Here is a 17,504-nt window from a genome sequence, read left to right as displayed (position 1 = left end):
AAGTGCTTCTAGAACTACTGAACGGATCGCTCGAGGACGCGGCTCGGCGCAGGCAAGATCGCAGCCTCGCCGCCGTCGAGCGGGCCGCACTCGACCGTGCCGCCGCCATCGACGCCCTCGCTGCGCTCAGCCCGGCAGAACGCGTGAAGATCATCGCCGAGGTGAAACGCGCGAGTCCATCGCGCGGTGCGCTGGCGAGCATCCCAGACCCCGCGATGCATGCCGCCCTATATGAGGAGGGCGGTGCGAGCGCGATCAGCGTGCTCACCGAGGAACGCCGCTTCGGCGGTTCGCTGCGTGACCTCGAGGCAGTGCGCGACGCGGTGACCCTCCCGGTGCTGCGCAAGGACTTCATCGGCGAGGAGTACCAGGTCTTCGAGGCCAGGGCGGCCGGCGCCGACATCGTGCTGCTCATCGTCGCCGCACTCGAGCAGCGCACCCTCGAACGCCTGCACACACTCATCACCGACCTCGGCATGACGCCGCTCGTCGAGACCCACTCCGCCGACGAGCTGTCGCGGGCAACGGATGTCGGTGCCCGGCTCATCGGTGTCAACGCGCGAAACCTGTCCACCTTCGAGCTCGACCGGGACCTGTTCGGCTCCCTCGTCGAGCGGTTCCCCGCGGATGCGATCAAGGTCGCGGAGTCGGCGGTGCAGTCCGCCGCGGATGTCGCGGCCTATCGCGCGGCCGGCGCCGACGTGGTGCTGGTCGGCGAGGCCCTCGTCACCGGCGACCCGCTGGAGACCCTCGCAGAATTCCTGGCCGTCGGATGAGCCTGCGCGAAGCATCCGGACCCTACTTCGGCGAGTTCGGCGGCCGGTTCGTCCCCGAGTCGCTCATCGCCACCCTGGACGAGCTGACCGAGGCGTACGAGGAGGCGAAGGCCGACCCAGCGTTCAGCGCAGAGCTCGACCACTTGAACCGCACCTACACCGGCCGGCCGTCGATCATCACCGAGGTGCCGCGGTTCGCCGAGCACGCCGGCCGTGCGCGCATCATCCTGAAGCGCGAGGACCTCAACCACACCGGCTCGCACAAGATCAACAACGTGCTCGGGCAGGCGCTGCTCACCAAGCGCGTCGGCAAGACCCGCGTGATCGCCGAGACCGGCGCCGGCCAGCACGGTGTCGCCACCGCCACCGCCGCCGCGCTGCTGGGCATGGACTGCGTTATCTACATGGGCGAGGTCGACACAGAGCGCCAGGCGCTCAACGTCGCCCGGATGCGTCTGCTCGGCGCAGAGGTCGTGCCGGTGACCACCGGCTCACGCACCCTCAAGGACGCCATCAACGAGGCCATGCGCGACTGGGTCACCAACGTCGCGACCACCAACTACATCTTCGGGACGGTGGCCGGGCCGCATCCGTTCCCCGCCATGGTGCGTGACTTTCAGAAGATCATCGGCGATGAGGCCCGCGCGCAGGTCCTCGAGCTGACCGGCGCGCTGCCGGATGCCGTCGCAGCGTGCGTCGGCGGCGGCAGCAACGCGATCGGCATCTTCGACGCGTTCCTCGACGACCCAGATGTCGCGCTTTACGGCTTCGAGGCTGCAGGCGATGGCGTCGAAACGCCCCGGCACGCCGCGACCATCACCAAGGGCCGCCCCGGAGTGCTGCACGGCGCGCGCAGCTTCCTGTTGCAGGACGACGACGGGCAGACCGTCGAGTCGCACTCGATCTCGGCCGGCCTCGACTATCCGGGCGTCGGCCCAGAGCACTCCTGGCTCGCGTCCATCGGCCGCGCCAGCTACCTGCCGGTCACCGACGCGGAGGCCATGGACGCGCTGCGGCTGCTGTCCCGCACCGAGGGCATCATCCCGGCGATCGAGTCGGCGCACGCCCTCGCCGGCGCGATCAGGCTGGGCAAGCAGCTCGGCCCGGATGCCGTCATTCTGGTCAGCCTGAGCGGGCGCGGCGATAAGGACATGGAGACCGCCGCAGAGTACTTCCGGCTCCTGGACGAGCGGGAGTGAGCATGAGCAAGGTCGAGACAACCATCGCCGCGCGCCGCGACGCCGGCTCCGGCGCGCTCATCGGCTACCTCCCGGTCGGCTTCCCGGACCTCGCCACGAGCATCGAGGCGGCCGTCACGATCGCCGAGAACGGGTTTGACGTCATCGAACTCGGGCTGCCGTACTCCGACCCGGTCATGGACGGACCGGTCATCCAGGAGGCGACGCAGACCGCACTGGCCGCAGGCTTCCGGCTTCGTGACGCGTTCACCGCGGTGCGCGAGATCACCAGCCGTGTCGACGCGCCAGTGCTGCTGATGACCTACTGGAACCCGGTGCTGCAGTACGGCGTCGAGCGGTTCGCGGCCGAGTTGGCCGAGGCGCAGGGAGCCGGGCTGATCACGCCCGACCTGATCCCGGATGAGGCGTCCAACTGGCTGGCAGCATCAGAGGCCACCGGCCTCGACCGGGTGTTCCTCGCCGCGCCGAGCTCGAGCGACGAGCGGCTGAGGACCATCACAGAGCTCAGCCGCGGGTTCGTCTACACGGTTTCGACGATGGGCATCACCGGAGCCCGGGCCGAGGTCGACAGTGCCGCTCGCACCCTCGTCGCGCGACTGAGGGAGGCCGGCGCCACCAACGCGTGTGTCGGGCTCGGCATCTCAACGGCCGACCAGGTCGCCGAGGTGCTCTCCTATGCCGACGGCGCGATCGTCGGCTCGGCGCTCGTGCGTGCGCTCAGCGACGGCGGCCTCGACGCTCTCGCGAGCACCGCCCGTGACCTCGCATCCGGGGCCAGCGTTCAGCACTAGGCTGAACTTCGCTGAAGATTCAAGCAAACGTGAAAGGTCCGCTGGATACGTGTTCGCTCCGCTAAGCATCCCGAGTCCCGACTACGCCTGGCAGGTTCTCGAGGTCGGGGACTGGCTGCGCTCCATCGGGCTGACCTGGTTCGTCTGGAACCTCGATATCCACATGTACGCGCTGTGCATCCTCACGGGGATCATCGTCGCTGCGATCCTCACCGGCTACCGCCTGCACCAGCGCGGCGCCGAAGCCGGACTCGTCATCGACGTCGCGCTGTGGGCCGTCGTGTTCGGCATCATCGGCGGGCGCATCTTCCACGTCATCACGCATCCGGATGACTACTTCGGGCCCGGAAAGGACCTCGCCAAGACCCTCTATATCTGGGAGGGCGGCCTCGCGATCTTCGGCGCGCTGATGCTCGGCGCGGTCGGCGTGTGGATCGGCTGCCGCATCACCGGCCTGCGCTTCACCGCGTTCGCCGACGCACTCGCCCCGAGCCTGCTGCTCGCGCAAGCCTTCGGTCGACTCGGCAACTGGTTCAACCACGAACTGTACGGTCTGCCCACCGACCTGCCGTGGGGTCTCGAGATCGAGTCCACCAATCCCGCCTTCCCGGCCGGGCTGCCCGCGGGCACGCTGTTCCACCCGACGTTCCTGTACGAGATCCTGTGGAACCTCGCTGGTGTGGTCGTGCTGCTCTACCTCGAGCGCAAGTGGCGCTTCGGCAGGCTGCACATCGCCGGCTTCGAGATCCCAGCCCCCATCCCGGGCACCTGGCGCCTGCAGTGGGGCAAGCTCATCGGCCTCTACCTCATCTGGTACGGCCTCGGCCGCAGCTTCTTCGAGATGATCCGGATCGACCCGAGCGAGATCTTCCTCGGCGTGCGCACCAACGTGTGGATGGCGTGGCTGGCGATCGTTGTCGGCCTGGTGGTCATCATCGTGCAGAGCCGCAGGCACCCCGGCCTCGAGCCCAGCCCGTACGTCCCCGGCAAGGAGCACCTCGCGCCCAATGCGGTCGTGCACACCGACGACGTCTATTCCGACTCAGACTTCGCTCACAGCTCCGAAGTCGCCCGCAAGGACTGAACGTGAGATGAGACGCGCCAAAATCGTCGCAACCCTCGGGCCAGCGACCTCCAGTTACGAGAACATCCGGTCGATCATCGACGCCGGAGTCGACGTTGCCAGGATGAACCTCAGCCACGGCAGCCACGCGGTGCACGAAGAGGTCTACGCCAACGTACGGCGGGCCGAAGAGGAATCCGGTCGCGCCATCGCGGTGCTCGTCGACCTGCAGGGCCCGAAGATCCGGCTCGGCAAGTTCGAGGGCGGCCCGTACGAACTGGGGATCGGCGACACCTTCCGGATCACCACCGACGACATCGTGGGTGACGGCGACATGGCGTCGACCACGTACAAGGGGCTGCCGGACGACGTCAAGCCGGGGGACCCGCTGCTCATCGACGACGGGCGCGTGACGCTGCGCGTCGTGGAGACCGACGGCACGGTCGTGACCACGACGTGCGAGGTGCCGGGTCCGATCTCAAACAACAAGGGCATCAACCTCCCCGGGGTGGCGGTCAACGTGCCCGCCATGTCGGAGAAGGACGAGGAGGACCTCCGCTGGGGGCTCTCGCTCGGCGCCGACTACATCGCGCTGTCGTTCGTGCGCAGCGCCGACGACATCAAGCGCGTGCACGAGATCATGGCCGAAGAAGGGCGCAAGATCCCGGTGATCGCCAAGATCGAGAAGCCGCAGGCGGTCGAGAACCTCGAGGCGATCATCGACGCGTTCGACGGCATCATGGTCGCGCGCGGCGACCTAGGCGTCGAGCTGCCGCTCGAGCAGGTTCCGATCGTGCAGAAGCACGCGGTCGAACTGTGCCGCCGGATGGCCAAGCCGGTCATCGTCGCCACCCAGGTGCTTGAGTCGATGATCAGCAACCCGCGGCCGACTCGCGCCGAGGCATCCGACTGCGCCAATGCGGTGCTCGACGGCACCGACGCGGTCATGCTGAGCGGTGAGACAAGCGTCGGCCAGTTCCCGGTGATCACCGTGCAGACCATGGCGCGCATCATCGCCTCCACCGAGGAGCACGGGCTGGAGCGCATTCCGCCGCTCGGCACCAAACCGCGCACTCAGGGCGGGGCGGTGACGCTTGCGGCTTCCGAGGTCGCCGACTTCGTCGAAGCCAAGTTCCTGTGCGTGTTCACCGAGTCGGGCGACTCGGCCCGCCGGATGTCCCGGCTGCGGTCGCAGATCCCGATGCTCGCGTTCACCCCCGAGCCGGGCGTGCGCCGCCGCATGGCGCTCACTTGGGGCATCCGCGGATTCCTGGTGGATCGGGTTTCGCACACGGATGCGATGTTCAAGCAGGTCGACGAGGTGCTGCTCGCCAATGGCATGGCGGAGCCAGGCGACAAGGTGGTCGTGATCTCCGGTTCGCCTCCTGGCTTGCCAGGCTCGACCAACGACATGCGCATCCACCGCATCGGCGACGCGATCAACGCGGTCGCACCGGTGTGGGCGGATAACGACTACAACAACAACAACGACAAAAACGCCTAGCCGGCCGGCTTCCTTTCACCGAACCGCGCCTATCCGCCGCTAGCGCGCCCGTTCCGGACGGTAGCGCCCGGCACACCGGGCGCGGTTGTCCGCTGCCCGCGCGGAACGCGCCGCGTCCATTCAGTGCCGGTGGTGGGACTCGAACCCACACGCCCTCTCGGACAAAGCATTTTGAGTGCTCCGCGTCTACCATTCCGCCACACCGGCCTGCGGGGGCATGCCCCCGTAGCCGCTCAAAGAATACCGTAGGCTTAACGACGTGACCGACCAGGACAGCCCGCAAGCCGCACCCCGCCGAGTCGTTGTAGCCGAGGATGAGTCCCTCATCCGGCTGGACATCGTCGAAACCCTCAGGGACAACGGTTTTGAGGTGGTCGGTGAAGCTGGAGACGGCGAGACGGCTGTCGCGCTCGCGACGGAGCTGCGCCCCGACCTGGTGATCATGGACGTCAAGATGCCGCAGCTGGACGGCATCTCTGCGGCCGAGCGCCTCAGCAAGGACCACATCGCCCCGGTCGTGCTGCTCACCGCGTTCAGCCAGAAGGAGCTCGTCGAGCGGGCCACAGAGGCCGGCGCGCTCGCCTACGTGGTGAAGCCGTTCACCCCGAACGACCTGCTGCCCGCGATCGAGATCGCCCTCGCCCGCTACGCGCAGATCGTCGCGCTCGAGGCCGAGGTCAGCGACCTGGTCGAGCGGTTCGAGACCCGCAAGCTCGTCGACCGCGCCAAGGGCCTGCTCAACGAGAAGCTCGGGTTCACCGAACCGGAGGCGTTCCGCTGGATCCAGAAGGCGTCGATGGATCGCCGCCTGACCATGCACGACGTCGCGAAGGCGCTGATCGAGGAACTCGGCGGCGCGAAAGAGAAGAAGTAGCGGCTACGGCACCGACGTCACACCGGGTGGGGCGTCACGCAGCAGGTTGGTCATCCGCACGGTCGAGAGTCGGTTCCCGCCATCATCCGAGACCACGATCTCGTGCACCGCGAGGGTGCGGCCGAGGCTGATCGCGGTGCACACCCCGGTGACCCAGCCGGAGGTCGCGGTGCGCGAGTGACTCGCGTTGATCTCGATGCCGACCGCGATGCGTCCCTCGCCCGCGTGCGCGGCCGCTGACAGCGAGCCGAGCGTTTCACCGAGCGCGACGGATGCGCCGCCGTGCAGCAGGCCGTAGGGCTGGGTGTTCCCCTCCACGGGCATCCTGGCCACGGTGCGCTCGGGTGAAACCTCGAGCAATTCGATGCCGAGTCTCTCGACGAGGGTGCCTCTCATCGCGTCGATCGGGACGACCATGTGTGCCCTCCAGAGGTGGATCGGGGGTGTCGGCAGCGGCCATTAGGCTGGCTGCGTGACGGACACCGCAAAGCCTACCCTCATGGTCATCGACGGCCACTCCCTCGCATTCCGGGCCTTCTACGCCCTCCCGGTGGACAGTTTCGTGAACCGGGAAGGCCAGCACACGAACGCCATCCACGGCTTCATCGCGATGCTGATCAACCTGCTGCAGCGAGAGAAGCCCACCCACCTCGCTGTCGCCTTCGACATCTCCCGCTACTCCTTCCGCACGCGCGAGTACGAGGAGTACAAGGGCACCCGCGGCGAGACCCCGCCGGAGTTCATCGGACAGATCCCGCTGCTCGAAGAAGCCCTCGCGGCGATGAACATCCCCACCATCAGCAAGGAGGACTTCGAGGCCGACGACATCCTCGCGACCCTCGCCAGGCAGGGGTCTGAGCAGGGCTTCGACGTCTCCGTGGTCTCCGGTGACCGCGACACCATCCAGCTCGTCAACGGCAACGTAACGCTGCTCTACCCGAACGCCCGCGGCGTGTCAGAGCTCAAGCGCTACGACCGGGATGCGGTGCTCGAACGGTATGGCATCGAACCCGAGCAGTATCCCGACATCGCCGCGCTCGTCGGCGAGACCAGCGACAACCTGAGCGGCATCGACAAGGTCGGCGAGAAGACCGCCGTGAAGTGGGTGCAGCAGTACGGCAGCCTCGAGCAGATCCTCGAACACGCCGACGAGATCAAGGGCGTCGTCGGCGAGAAGCTGCGCGAGCAGAAGGACCGCGCGATCCGGAACCGCAAGCTCAACCGCCTGGTCGACGACGTCGAGCTGCCGCTCGGGCCAGCCGACCTCGAACGCCGCCCTATGGACACGCAAGCCGTGCGGGACATCTTCGACCGGCTGCAGTTCCGCACCCTGCTCGACCGGATGCTCAAGATCGTCGCCGACGAGAACGGGGGAGTGGTCGAGGAGACCGTCGCGGCGAAGCCCGCGGTCGCCGTGCCCGCAGTGCGCCGGCTGGTCGACGAGGAGCTCGCGAACTGGCTGCGCACCGCCACCGCCGACGGCGCTCCGCTCGGGCTCGTCGCCGACTGGGCAGGAGACCAGCTGGCCGGATTCGGTCTGGCAACCCTCACCGACTCCGCGTTCGTGCCGTGGGGCGCCCACCGCCCCGACTACGCCGCCCTCGAGGACTGGCTCGCGAGCGACGCCCCGAAGATCCTGCACGACTCGAAACGCACGCTGAAGCGGCTCGCCGCATCCGGAATCACCCTCGGCGGCATCGCCTTCGACACCACCCTCGCCGCGTGGCTGCTGCGGCCGGGCGGCAGGAACGACACCCTCGTCGGTCAGGTCTACTACTACCTGGGTGAGACCATCGCCGAGCCGGACCCCAACCAGCTGGTGCCTGACACCGAGGCGCCCAGCCCGGCGACCCTCGCCTGGTTCCTGCTGAGGCTCTCGGACGAGCTGCGCGGCCGGCTCGACCCCGGCTCGCTGCGTGTTCTTGAGGAGATCGAGATCCCGCTGGTGCCGGTGCTCGCCGGCATGGAGACCACCGGCATCGAGGTGGACGCGCAGGCGCTGTCCGAGATGAACGCGAACCTCGGCGCGCGCGCAGCCGAGATCGAAGCCAAAGCGTTCGAGAGCGTCGGCCGTGAGGTCAACCTCGGCTCGCCGAAGCAGTTGCAGACGCTGCTATTCGATGAGCTGGGCATGCCCAAGACCCGCGCCACCAAGACCGGCTACTCCACAGATGCCGCGTCCCTCGTCGACCTGCGCGACCAGCTCGACGAGCCGCATCCGTTCCTCGACCTGCTGCTTCAGCACCGGGATGTCACCAAGCTGCGCCAGATGGTGGAGAGCCTGGAGAAGAGCATCGCGCCGGATGGACGCATCCACACCACCTACGAGCAGGCGGGCAGCAGCACCGGGCGCATCGCCTCGACCGACCCGAACCTGCAGAACGTGCCGATCAAGACCGAGGACGGCCGGGAGATCCGCTCGACCTTCCAGTACGGCGACGGCTTCGAAACCCTGCTGACCGCCGACTACTCGCAGATCGAGATGCGCATCATGGCGCACCTGTCGGAAGACGCCGGCCTGATCGAGGCGTTCAACGAGGGGGAGGACCTGCACCGGTTCGTCGGTGCGCGCGTGTTCGGCGTGCAGCCGGAGGACGTGACGCCGCTCATGCGCACCAAGGTGAAGGCGATGTCCTACGGTCTCGCCTACGGGCTCAGCGCGTTCGGCCTGTCCCGCCAGCTGCGCATCGAGACGTCCGAGGCGAAGCAGCTGATGAGCGAGTACTTCGCCCGGTTCGGCGCAGTGCGCACCTACCTGCGCAACGTGGTCGCCCAGGCCAAGATCGACGGCTACACCGAGACGATCTTCGGCCGCCGCCGGCCGTTCGCGGACCTCAACTCCAACAACCGGGTGCTGCGCGAGAACGCCGAGCGGGCGGCGCTCAACGCGCCGATCCAGGGCTCCGCGGCCGACATCATGAAGATCGCGATGCTCGGCATCGCCGCCGACATCCGGGACCGGGACTTGCGCTCCCGGATGCTCCTCCAGGTGCACGACGAACTGGTCTTCGAGATCGCACCGGACGAGCTGGACACCATGACCGCGATCGTCACCGACCGGATGTCCAACGCGGCGCAGCTTCGGGTGCCACTCGACGTGCAGGTCGGACTGGGCCCCAACTGGGACGCGGCGGCACATTAGGCTCGTGGGCATGACTGCTTCTGAACACAACAACGAAGTACGCCCCCAGTCCGCGATCGACCAGATCGCCGAAGAGTGGGTCACGACCCTCGCCGATCTCGACCCCGATGTCGCGATCTGGATCGGCATCCCCGGCCGATATGAGGAGTTCGCCGACCTGTCGCCTGCCGGCCACGAGAAGCTCGAGGCTGCGGCGAGGGCCACCCTCGCCAAGCTGCGCGACGTGCAGCCGGTCGACGAGGTCGACGAGGTCACCAAGACGGACATGACCGCGGAGATCGAGCTGGAGCTCGAGCTCTCCGACGCCGGCTGGTGGAAGCGCGACGTCAACGTGCTGGCCTCCCCTGCGCAGGGCATCCGGGACACCTTCGACCTGATGGCGCACGACACCGTCGAGGACTGGGAGAAGATCTCCGGCCGTCTCGGCAACCTGCCCGGAGCCGTCGACGGCTACATTGAGACGCTGCGGCTCGGCATGAGCGACGGCAGCGTCCCCGCCCGCCGCCAGGTCATGGAGGTGCTCGAGCAGCTGCAGCGCAACTCGTCCAAGGACGGCTTCTTCTTCACTTTCGCGAACGGGGCGAGCGTCGAGAACGGCGAGCTGCCAGAGTCGCTCAAGAACGACCTGCAGAAGGGCGCCGAGGTCTCGGCCGACGCGTATCGGAAGCTCGCCGACTTCTTCGAGAACGAACTCGCGCCCGCCGCGAGCGATCGCGACGCTGTCGGCCGTGAGCTCTACGCGCTGCAGTCGCGGCGCTTCCTCGGTGCGAAGATCGACCTAGACGAGACCTACGAGTGGGGCATTGAGGAGCTCCGCCGGATGGTCGACGAGCAGACGGCGATCGCGAACGAGATCAAGCCAGGCGCATCCGTCGAGGAGGCCGTGGCGCTGCTGGACGCCGACCCGGAGCGCAAGCTGCACGGCACCGAGGCGCTGCAGAAGTGGATGCAGAAGCTGAGCGACGCCGCGGTCGAGGAGCTGTCCCGCTCTCACTTCGACATTCCCGACCCGGTGAAGAAGCTCGAGTGCATGATCGCCCCGACCCAGGACGGCGGCATCTACTACACGAGCCCGAGCGACGACTTCTCTCGCGCCGGCCGGATGTGGTGGTCAGTGCCTGAGGGCGTCACCGAGTTCAACACCTGGCGTGAAACCACCACGGTGTACCACGAGGGTGTCCCCGGCCACCACCTGCAGCTCGGCCAGGCGGTCTACAACCGCGCCAAGCTGAACACCTGGCGCCGCCAGCTGGCCGGCACCAGCGGACACGCCGAGGGCTGGGCGCTCTACGCGGAGCGCCTGATGCAGGACCTCGGCTACCTTGACGACCCGGGCGACCGCCTCGGCATGCTCGACGGACAGCGGATGCGCGCGGCGCGCGTTGTGCTGGACATCGGCGTGCACCTGGGCAAGAACAAGCTCGACGGCGACGGCGTGTGGGACTTCGACTACGCGTTCGACTTCATGAAGAAGAACGTCAACATGAACGAGCCGTTCGTGCGCTTCGAGGTCAACCGCTACTTCGGCTGGCCCGGACAGGCTCCGTCGTACAAGGTCGGTCAGCGCATCTGGGAGCAGATCCGCGACGAGTACAAGAAGCGCGAGGGTGAGAACTTCAACATGAAGGAGTTCCACCGCAAGGCGCTCGACCTCGGCGGTGTCGGCCTCGACACGCTCAAGTCGGCGCTGCTCGGCTGAGCGCTGGCGACAGCCCAGTGAGCGGGACGGTAGTCGTTGCCGGGGCGTCCGGGTTCATCGGACGCCACCTGGTCGACTCGTTCCGCCGTGACGGCTTCACCGTCACAACCATCGGACGATCTGGCGCGGATGCCGTCTGGGGAGACCCGGACGGCATCCGCACCGCCCTGGAGGGTGCCGACCTGGTGGTCGGCCTTTCCGGCAAGAGCGTCAACTGCCGCTACACGCGCGCCAACCGCGCCGAACTCCTCCGCTCGCGACTGGACACGACCCTGGAGCTCGCCGCCGGCATCCGGGCGACCACCGCACCTCCGAAACTCTGGGTGAACGCGTCGACGGCGACCATCTACCGTCACGCCGAGGACCGGCCGATGACCGAGGCCACGGGCGAACTGGGGGAGGGCTTCTCCGTCGACATCGCCCGAGCGTGGGAGAGCGCGTTCTTCGACGGCGCGCTGCCCGCAACCCGCCGGGTCGCCCTGCGCACCTCGATCGTGCTCGGTGACGGAAGCGTGATGGTGCCCTACCGGTGGCTCGTGCGCCTCGGGCTCGGTGGTCCGCAGCTTGACGGCACCTGGTTCGGCACGAGGGCGCGTCGGGCCGCCGGCACCTTCCACCAGAACCGACGCACCCGCGGAAGGCAGCGCTTCAGCTGGGTGCATCTCGACGACGTCTACGGGATCATCCGTTTCCTCCAGAACCGCGACGACCTCGACGGTGTCGTCAACGTCACCGCGCCGAACCCGGTCGACAACCGCGAACTCATGGCAACCCTGCGCACGGTGCTCCGGATGCCGCTCGGCCTGCCCGCTTTCCGGTGGATGCTCGAACTCGGGTCGATTCTCATCCGCACCGAGACCGAACTGGTGCTGAAGAGCAGGTGGGTGCTGCCAGAGCGACTCACCGCGGCGGGCTACCGGTTCCGGCACCCGGACCTCGACGGCGCGCTGCGCGACATCCTCACGCCGGAGCCCACGAGCACGGTGGTGGCAAACAGCACTTCGGCACGATAGGCTGACATGTCACTTCTGTGACGTCCCATCCGCCCGCCACGGCGAAACACAACAATGCATCACCTCGTTCGTGGCCCGAACTATGTCCATTCTGGAGCAACAACTACATGACAATCGCAACGACCGACAAGGCGCCGAAGCAGGTCGCAGTCAACGACATCGGATCTGCTGAAGACTTCATGGCCGCGGTCGAGAAGACGCTGAAGTTTTTCAATGACGGTGACCTGATCGAAGGCACCGTCGTCAAGGTCGACCGGGACGAGGTTCTCCTCGATGTCGGTTACAAGACCGAGGGAGTGATCCCCTCACGCGAACTTTCCATCAAGCACGACGTCGACCCCAGCGAGGTCGTCGAGGTCGGTGACACCGTCGAGGCGCTCGTTCTCCAGAAGGAGGACAAGGAAGGGCGCCTCATCCTGTCGAAGAAGCGCGCGCAGTACGAGCGTGCGTGGGGCGACGTGGAGAAGATCAAGGATGAGGACGGTGTCGTCACCGGTACCGTCATCGAGGTGGTCAAGGGCGGCCTGATCGTCGACATCGGCCTCCGCGGCTTCCTCCCGGCGTCGCTCATCGAGCTTCGCCGCGTCCGCGACCTGACCCCGTACCTCGGGCAGGAGATCGAGGCGAAGATCCTCGAGCTGGACAAGAACCGCAACAACGTCGTGCTGTCCCGCCGCGCGCTGCTCGAGCAGACGCAGAGCGAGAGCCGCAGCTCGTTCCTCGGCAACCTCGCCAAGGGTCAGGTGCGCAAGGGCGTCGTCTCCTCGATCGTCAACTTCGGTGCGTTCGTGGACCTCGGCGGCGTCGACGGCCTGGTGCACGTCTCCGAACTCAGCTGGAAGCACATCGAGCACGCCAGCGAGGTCGTCGAGGTCGGCCAGGAGGTCACCGTCGAAATCCTCGAGGTCGACCTGGACCGCGAGCGCGTCTCGCTGTCGCTCAAGGCGACCCAGGAAGACCCGTGGCAGCTGTTCGCCCGCACCCACGCGATCGGCCAGGTCGCACCGGGCAAGGTCACCAAGCTCGTCCCGTTCGGCGCGTTCGTGCGCGTCGCGGACGGCATCGAGGGCCTCGTGCACATCTCGGAGCTCTCCGGCAAGCACGTCGAGCTCGCGGAGCAGGTCGTGTCGGTCGGTGACGAGGTGTTCGTCAAGGTCATCGACATCGACCTCGAGCGTCGCCGCATCTCGCTGAGCCTCAAGCAGGCCAACGAGGGTGTCGACCCCGAGGGCGCCGAGTTCGACCCGGCACTGTACGGCATGCTCACCGAGTACGACGAGCAGGGCAACTACAAGTACCCGGAGGGCTTCGACCCGGAGACCAACGAGTGGAAGGAAGGCTTCGAGGCCCAGCGCGAGAAGTGGGAGCAGGACTACGCTGCAGCCCAGGCTCGCTGGGAGGCCCACAAGAAGCAGGTCGCCGCATCTCTCGCCGCGGAAGCGAGCGAGACGAGCACCGGTTCCTTCACGAGCGAGTCGGCGGGCGGCGGAACCCTCGCCGACGACGAGTCCCTCGCGGCGCTGCGCGAGAAGCTTTCGAGCAACAACTAAGCGCGAACCGCTCCACGAAACGGCCGGTCCCCTCGGGGCCGGCCGTTTTCGCGTACCTGCCGCCAGGGCCACCCCTGTTATGCAGGAATTCCGGTCGGGTGTGGCCCCGGATGCCCGACAAAACCCCGTGGCGAGGCAGTATGTCGTGCACAACAAGGGATCTCCTGCACAACAGGGAACCCACGCACGCGTAGCCGCGCATCCTGCCGCCAGTAGGGTGTGATCATGCTGCTGATCGGACTCACCGGAGGCATCGCGTCGGGCAAGTCACTGGTGTCGTCGCATCTGGCCGAGCTCGGCGCGGTGGTCATCGACGCCGACCAGCTCGCGCGCGAGGTGGTCGAGCCGGGACAGAAGGCCCTCGAGCGCATCCGCGAGAAATTCGGCGACCAGGTCATCCGCGCCGACGGCACGCTCGACCGTGCCGCCCTCGGCGACCTCATCTTCCGCGACCCGGAGAAGCGCGCGCTGCTCAATGGCATCACGCATCCGGCCGTCGCCGCGCTTGCCAGCGAGCGGATTGCCGCCGCCGAGGCCGCGAATCCGGAGGCCAGGGTCGTCTACGACATCCCGCTGCTCGTCGAGACCGGGGGAGAGCGCCGCATCCCGTTCGACCTGATCGTGGTTGTGAACGCCGACACCGAGACCCGCACGCTGCGGCTCATGGAGCACCGCGGGCTGTCGCGCGCCGAGGCGGAACACCGGCTGAACTCTCAAGCCAGCGACACCGAGCGTCTCGCCATCGCCGACGTCATCATCGACAACAACGGCACGATTCAGGAGACCGTCGCGCAGGTTGATGCGCTCTGGACCAGCCTGGCCGAACGCACCCGGATGCGCTGACGCGCGAATACCAGCAGGGCTACAGCGCCGGCAGCAGGAGCAACGTGGTCGGCACGGCCAGCAGCGCCGCAGCGAACGCCACGACCAGGGCGCTGACCCACGGCTCAAGCGGGAGCACTCGGCCGTCCAGTCGTGCGATGCGCACCGCGGAGGCCGGACCCTCCGCCTCGAACTCGGATGCGCCGATCGTCGCGTCACCGGCGCTGAGGCCGTCCCGCACCAGCCGGATCGCATCTGCCAGATCGCGATCGCTGACCACGCGCCGAGCCCTGTCGTCGGCGAGCAGTTCGACGAGCGTCGCGACCGCTTCGCCCGCCAGGTTCGCGACAGGGAACCACGGCAGCGCAGCCCGCCAAGCGCGGAAGGCGATAAGAACCAGATCGTGCCGTTGCGTCGCATGCGCTCGCTCATGCTCGATGACGGCGCGCAGCTGTTCCGGAGTCAGCAGCTGGATCAGCCCCGCGGAGAGCACCGTCATCGAGCGGACGGTGCCGGGGAGGCAGTAGGCGACCGGCGCGTCATAGTCCAGCAGCCGGGTGCGCGGCTGCTCCGGATACGGCGAGCTGAGCAGGGCGACAAGCTCACGGTGCCGCCGCCGCGACCTCTCCGCCGTGTACACGGTGGCAGCCAGGTTCAAGGCGAGGTGGAGGCCGAGCAATAGCGCGGCGCTCAGCGCGAACAGCTGGATGAAGTGCGCGCCGGGCGGCAGCGTGCCATCGCCGAGGGAGCCCAGGAAGGCCTGCAGGCCATGCACCAGGTTGTCGCCGAACGGGGCGAGGCCGAACATCAGCAACGCCCCGATCATCGACAGGGCGCCGGCCAGGGCGATCGCCTGCCATAGCACGAGCGCGGTCGCGGGCGAGCGCGACGGCCAGCTCGCGGATGCGAGGAACACCGGGACCGGCCACGCCAACGCCACGGCCAGCAGACCGAGCAGGGCGGCGGCTCCGATCACTTCGCTATCAGCGGCCGGCGAGGATCCGGCGCAGCGCCGCGGCGTCGTCTTCTGAGACGCCGCCGACGAAGCGTGCCAGCACCGCCTCGCGGTCGCGGGCCGCCCCGAGCACGTCGTGCATGAGCTCCGCCATGAAGTTCGCGCGCGTCGTGACCGGGCGGTAGCGGTGGGGGCGGCTGTCACGCGCCCGCGTGACGTAACCCTTGTCCTCGAGCCGGGAGAGGACGGTCAGCACGGTGGTCTGCGCCAGCTCGCGGCTGCCCTTCTGGCCACTCAGGCGGTCGCGCAGGTCGATGGCGGTCAGCGCATCCGGTGAGTCCCAGAGCGCCTCCATGACCTTCTTCTCAAGATCGCCGAGGGGGAGCATGCGATCGATCCTACCCGCGCCAGCACCCGATTTCTACTTCCCGTAGAACGGGGTTATTCTACTTGGCGTAGAACTCTACGACTCGTAGAAGACGAAGCTCGTTCGAACGGAGAAGCAAGTGGACTGGCTCGACCCGGTGCTCATCGCACGGTGGCAGTTCGGCATCACCACCGTCTACCACTTCATCATGGTCCCGCTGACACTCGGCCTCGGGCCGGTCGTCGCGGTCATGCACACCATGTGGGTGCGCACCGGCATCCAGCGCTACCTGCGCCTGACGAAGTTCTGGGGAAAGCTCTACCTCATCAACTTCATCATGGGTGTCGCCACCGGCATCGTGCAGGAATTCCAGTTCGGGATGGCGTGGAGCGAGTACAGCCGCTTCGTCGGTGACGTGTTCGGTGCGCCATTGGCTATGGAGGCGCTGCTGGCCTTCTTCATCGAGTCGACCTTCCTGGGCCTGTGGATCTTCGGCTGGAACCACCTGCCGAAGAAGCTGCACGCCGCGACGATCTGGGCCGCAGTGATCGCCTCGATCATCTCCGCGTACTTCATCATCGTCGCGAACTCGTGGATGCAGCATCCGGTCGGTGTCGAAATGATCGACGGCCGGCCGGTCATGAACGACGTGATCGCCGTGATGACCAACAACACAGCGATCGTCGCGTTCGCCCACGCCATCATGGGCGCCTTCGCGGTCTCCGGTGGCTTCCTGCTCGGCATCGCCTGGTACCAACTGTGGCAGCGCCGGCGGGACGGCATCGACACGGTGGATGAGAACGGTCGCGTCGTCGTCGGGGAGGCCCCGGAGGTGCCGGGCCGCGACCGCGAGGACCACAGCGTGTGGATCAAGTCGTTGCGGGTCGGCGGCGTCGTCGCGGTGGTCGCCTTCGCCGGTGTCGCTCTCACCGGCGACCTGCAGGCCAAGCTCATGTTCGAGCAGCAGCCGCTCAAGATGGCCGCGGCGGAGGGCGCATGCTACAACGGCACCAGCTTCTCCGTGCTCGCCCTCGGCGAGCTGGGATCGCGCGACTGCGACGACGTGACGAACGTCATCGAGATCCCCGGTGTGCTGTCGTTCCTCGCCCACGGCGACTTCGAGACCGAGATCAAGGGCATCAACACCCTGGTCCCGATCTACCAGGAGCTCTACGGCACCCACATCCCGGACAACCCGCTGTACGGAGCCCACGCGGGCGAGGCCATCGAGTACGTCCCGATGCTCGAGGTCACCTACTGGGGCTTCCGTCTGATGATCGCGTTCGGCATGGCAGCGGCCGTCGTCGCCGTGCTCGCACTGTGGATGACCCGGAAGGGCACCGTGCCGCGCAGCAAGCTGATCATGCTCACCGCTATCGCCAGCATCGCCGCCCCATTCGCCGCAAACTCGGCCGGGTGGATCTTCACCGAGATGGGCCGGCAGCCGTTCGTGGTCGCCCCCAACCCGACCGGCATCGACGGTGTCTACATGTTCACCGCGGCGGCGGTTTCGCCGGGCGTCAGCGCCGGGGAACTGCTGTTTTCGGTGATCACGCTCACCCTCGTCTACGCGGCGCTCCTGGTCGTCGAGCTGACGCTGCTCGTGCGCTATGTGCGCGGCGGGGTGGCAAGCGCGATGCCGGAACTCGGCACACCGGATGACGGCGACCCACAGGACAAGGACAAGGACGAGACCGACGTCCTCGCCTTCGCCTACTGAGTACCGAGTCACGAAAAGGAACTGGACTG

15 protein-coding genes and 1 tRNA gene are annotated in these 17,504 nt (G+C 67.4%); 12 read left to right on the top strand and 4 right to left on the bottom strand.

Annotated features, from left to right (window positions below):
* The first annotated feature begins 2 nt into the window (after positions 1-2).
* The 5 genes from trpC to pyk are packed head-to-tail and all read left to right on the top strand — an operon-like array spanning position 3 to position 5,333.
* A complete protein-coding gene (gene trpC, locus IRG63_RS09755; protein WP_168627294.1) occupies positions 3-776 on the top strand; it encodes an indole-3-glycerol phosphate synthase TrpC in 774 nt (257 codons plus the stop codon).
* The gene (gene trpB / locus IRG63_RS09750) at positions 773-1,975 is read left to right on the top strand and encodes a tryptophan synthase subunit beta (RefSeq protein WP_193509998.1); all 1,203 of its coding nucleotides are present in this window, start codon (positions 773-775) and stop codon (positions 1,973-1,975) included. Before trpC ends, trpB begins: the two co-directional genes overlap by 4 nt.
* Positions 1,976-1,977: 2 nt before the next feature.
* Positions 1,978-2,766 carry a tryptophan synthase subunit alpha gene (trpA, locus tag IRG63_RS09745; protein ID WP_168627292.1) on the top strand — a complete coding sequence of 263 codons (789 nt, stop codon included), beginning with the start codon at positions 1,978-1,980 and terminating at the stop codon, positions 2,764-2,766.
* A 49-nt stretch (positions 2,767-2,815) separates the two neighbouring features.
* Complete coding sequence (gene lgt, locus IRG63_RS09740) at positions 2,816-3,850, top strand: prolipoprotein diacylglyceryl transferase (protein WP_349236189.1); 1,035 nt, start codon at positions 2,816-2,818, stop codon at positions 3,848-3,850.
* A gap of 7 nt (positions 3,851-3,857) precedes the next feature.
* Positions 3,858-5,333 (top strand): pyruvate kinase, encoded by a 1,476-nt coding sequence (gene pyk, locus IRG63_RS09735; protein WP_168627290.1) that lies wholly within the window; start codon positions 3,858-3,860, stop codon positions 5,331-5,333.
* Between the two features lie 124 nt (positions 5,334-5,457).
* On the opposite strand, the gene IRG63_RS09730 is transcribed toward pyk, so the two are convergent.
* Positions 5,458-5,540: transfer RNA gene (locus tag IRG63_RS09730), tRNA-Leu, on the bottom strand.
* A 52-nt stretch (positions 5,541-5,592) separates the two neighbouring features.
* Between IRG63_RS09730 and IRG63_RS09725 the strand changes: the two genes are divergently transcribed.
* Positions 5,593-6,207, top strand: a complete 615-nt coding sequence (locus IRG63_RS09725; RefSeq protein ID WP_168627289.1) for a response regulator — start codon at positions 5,593-5,595, stop codon at positions 6,205-6,207.
* 3 nt (positions 6,208-6,210) lie between these two features.
* On the opposite strand, the gene IRG63_RS09720 is transcribed toward IRG63_RS09725, so the two are convergent.
* The gene (locus IRG63_RS09720; RefSeq protein ID WP_168627288.1) at positions 6,211-6,624 is read right to left on the bottom strand and encodes a PaaI family thioesterase; all 414 of its coding nucleotides are present in this window, start codon (positions 6,622-6,624) and stop codon (positions 6,211-6,213) included.
* A gap of 55 nt (positions 6,625-6,679) precedes the next feature.
* Here IRG63_RS09720 and polA point away from each other — a divergent pair, with 55 nt between their 5' ends.
* From polA to coaE, 5 genes are all read left to right on the top strand, one after another.
* Positions 6,680-9,349, top strand: a complete 2,670-nt coding sequence (gene polA, locus IRG63_RS09715) for a DNA polymerase I (RefSeq protein ID WP_349236188.1) — start codon at positions 6,680-6,682, stop codon at positions 9,347-9,349.
* 10 nt (positions 9,350-9,359) lie between these two features.
* A complete protein-coding gene (locus IRG63_RS09710) occupies positions 9,360-11,048 on the top strand; it encodes a DUF885 domain-containing protein (RefSeq protein WP_193509997.1) in 1,689 nt (562 codons plus the stop codon).
* 17 nt (positions 11,049-11,065) lie between these two features.
* Positions 11,066-12,061 carry a DUF1731 domain-containing protein gene (locus IRG63_RS09705; RefSeq protein WP_193509996.1) on the top strand — a complete coding sequence of 332 codons (996 nt, stop codon included), beginning with the start codon at positions 11,066-11,068 and terminating at the stop codon, positions 12,059-12,061.
* A 107-nt stretch (positions 12,062-12,168) separates the two neighbouring features.
* Entirely contained in the window at positions 12,169-13,611 is a 1,443-nt protein-coding gene (rpsA, locus tag IRG63_RS09700) for a 30S ribosomal protein S1 (RefSeq protein WP_168627285.1), read from the top strand.
* A gap of 225 nt (positions 13,612-13,836) precedes the next feature.
* A complete protein-coding gene (gene coaE / locus IRG63_RS09695) occupies positions 13,837-14,454 on the top strand; it encodes a dephospho-CoA kinase (RefSeq protein WP_168627284.1) in 618 nt (205 codons plus the stop codon).
* A gap of 19 nt (positions 14,455-14,473) precedes the next feature.
* Here coaE and IRG63_RS09690 read toward each other — a convergent pair whose 3' ends face one another.
* Together IRG63_RS09690 and IRG63_RS09685 are read right to left on the bottom strand one after the other, a co-directional pair.
* Entirely contained in the window at positions 14,474-15,409 is a 936-nt protein-coding gene (locus tag IRG63_RS09690) for a M56 family metallopeptidase (protein WP_193509995.1), read from the bottom strand.
* A 7-nt stretch (positions 15,410-15,416) separates the two neighbouring features.
* Positions 15,417-15,776: a BlaI/MecI/CopY family transcriptional regulator gene (locus IRG63_RS09685; RefSeq protein WP_168627282.1), complete on the bottom strand. Its 360-nt coding sequence runs from the start codon at positions 15,774-15,776 to the stop codon at positions 15,417-15,419.
* Positions 15,777-15,894: 118 nt separating this feature from the next.
* On the opposite strand from IRG63_RS09685, the gene IRG63_RS09680 reads away from it, so the two are divergent.
* Positions 15,895-17,475 carry a cytochrome ubiquinol oxidase subunit I gene (locus tag IRG63_RS09680; RefSeq protein WP_370566227.1) on the top strand — a complete coding sequence of 527 codons (1,581 nt, stop codon included), beginning with the start codon at positions 15,895-15,897 and terminating at the stop codon, positions 17,473-17,475.
* The last annotated feature ends 29 nt before the right edge of the window (positions 17,476-17,504 follow it).

The organism is Cryobacterium sp. BB736, from assembly GCF_014980265.1.
GTDB lineage: Bacteria > Actinomycetota > Actinomycetes > Actinomycetales > Microbacteriaceae > Terrimesophilobacter.
This window is presented reverse-complemented; position numbering and strand designations above follow the sequence as displayed.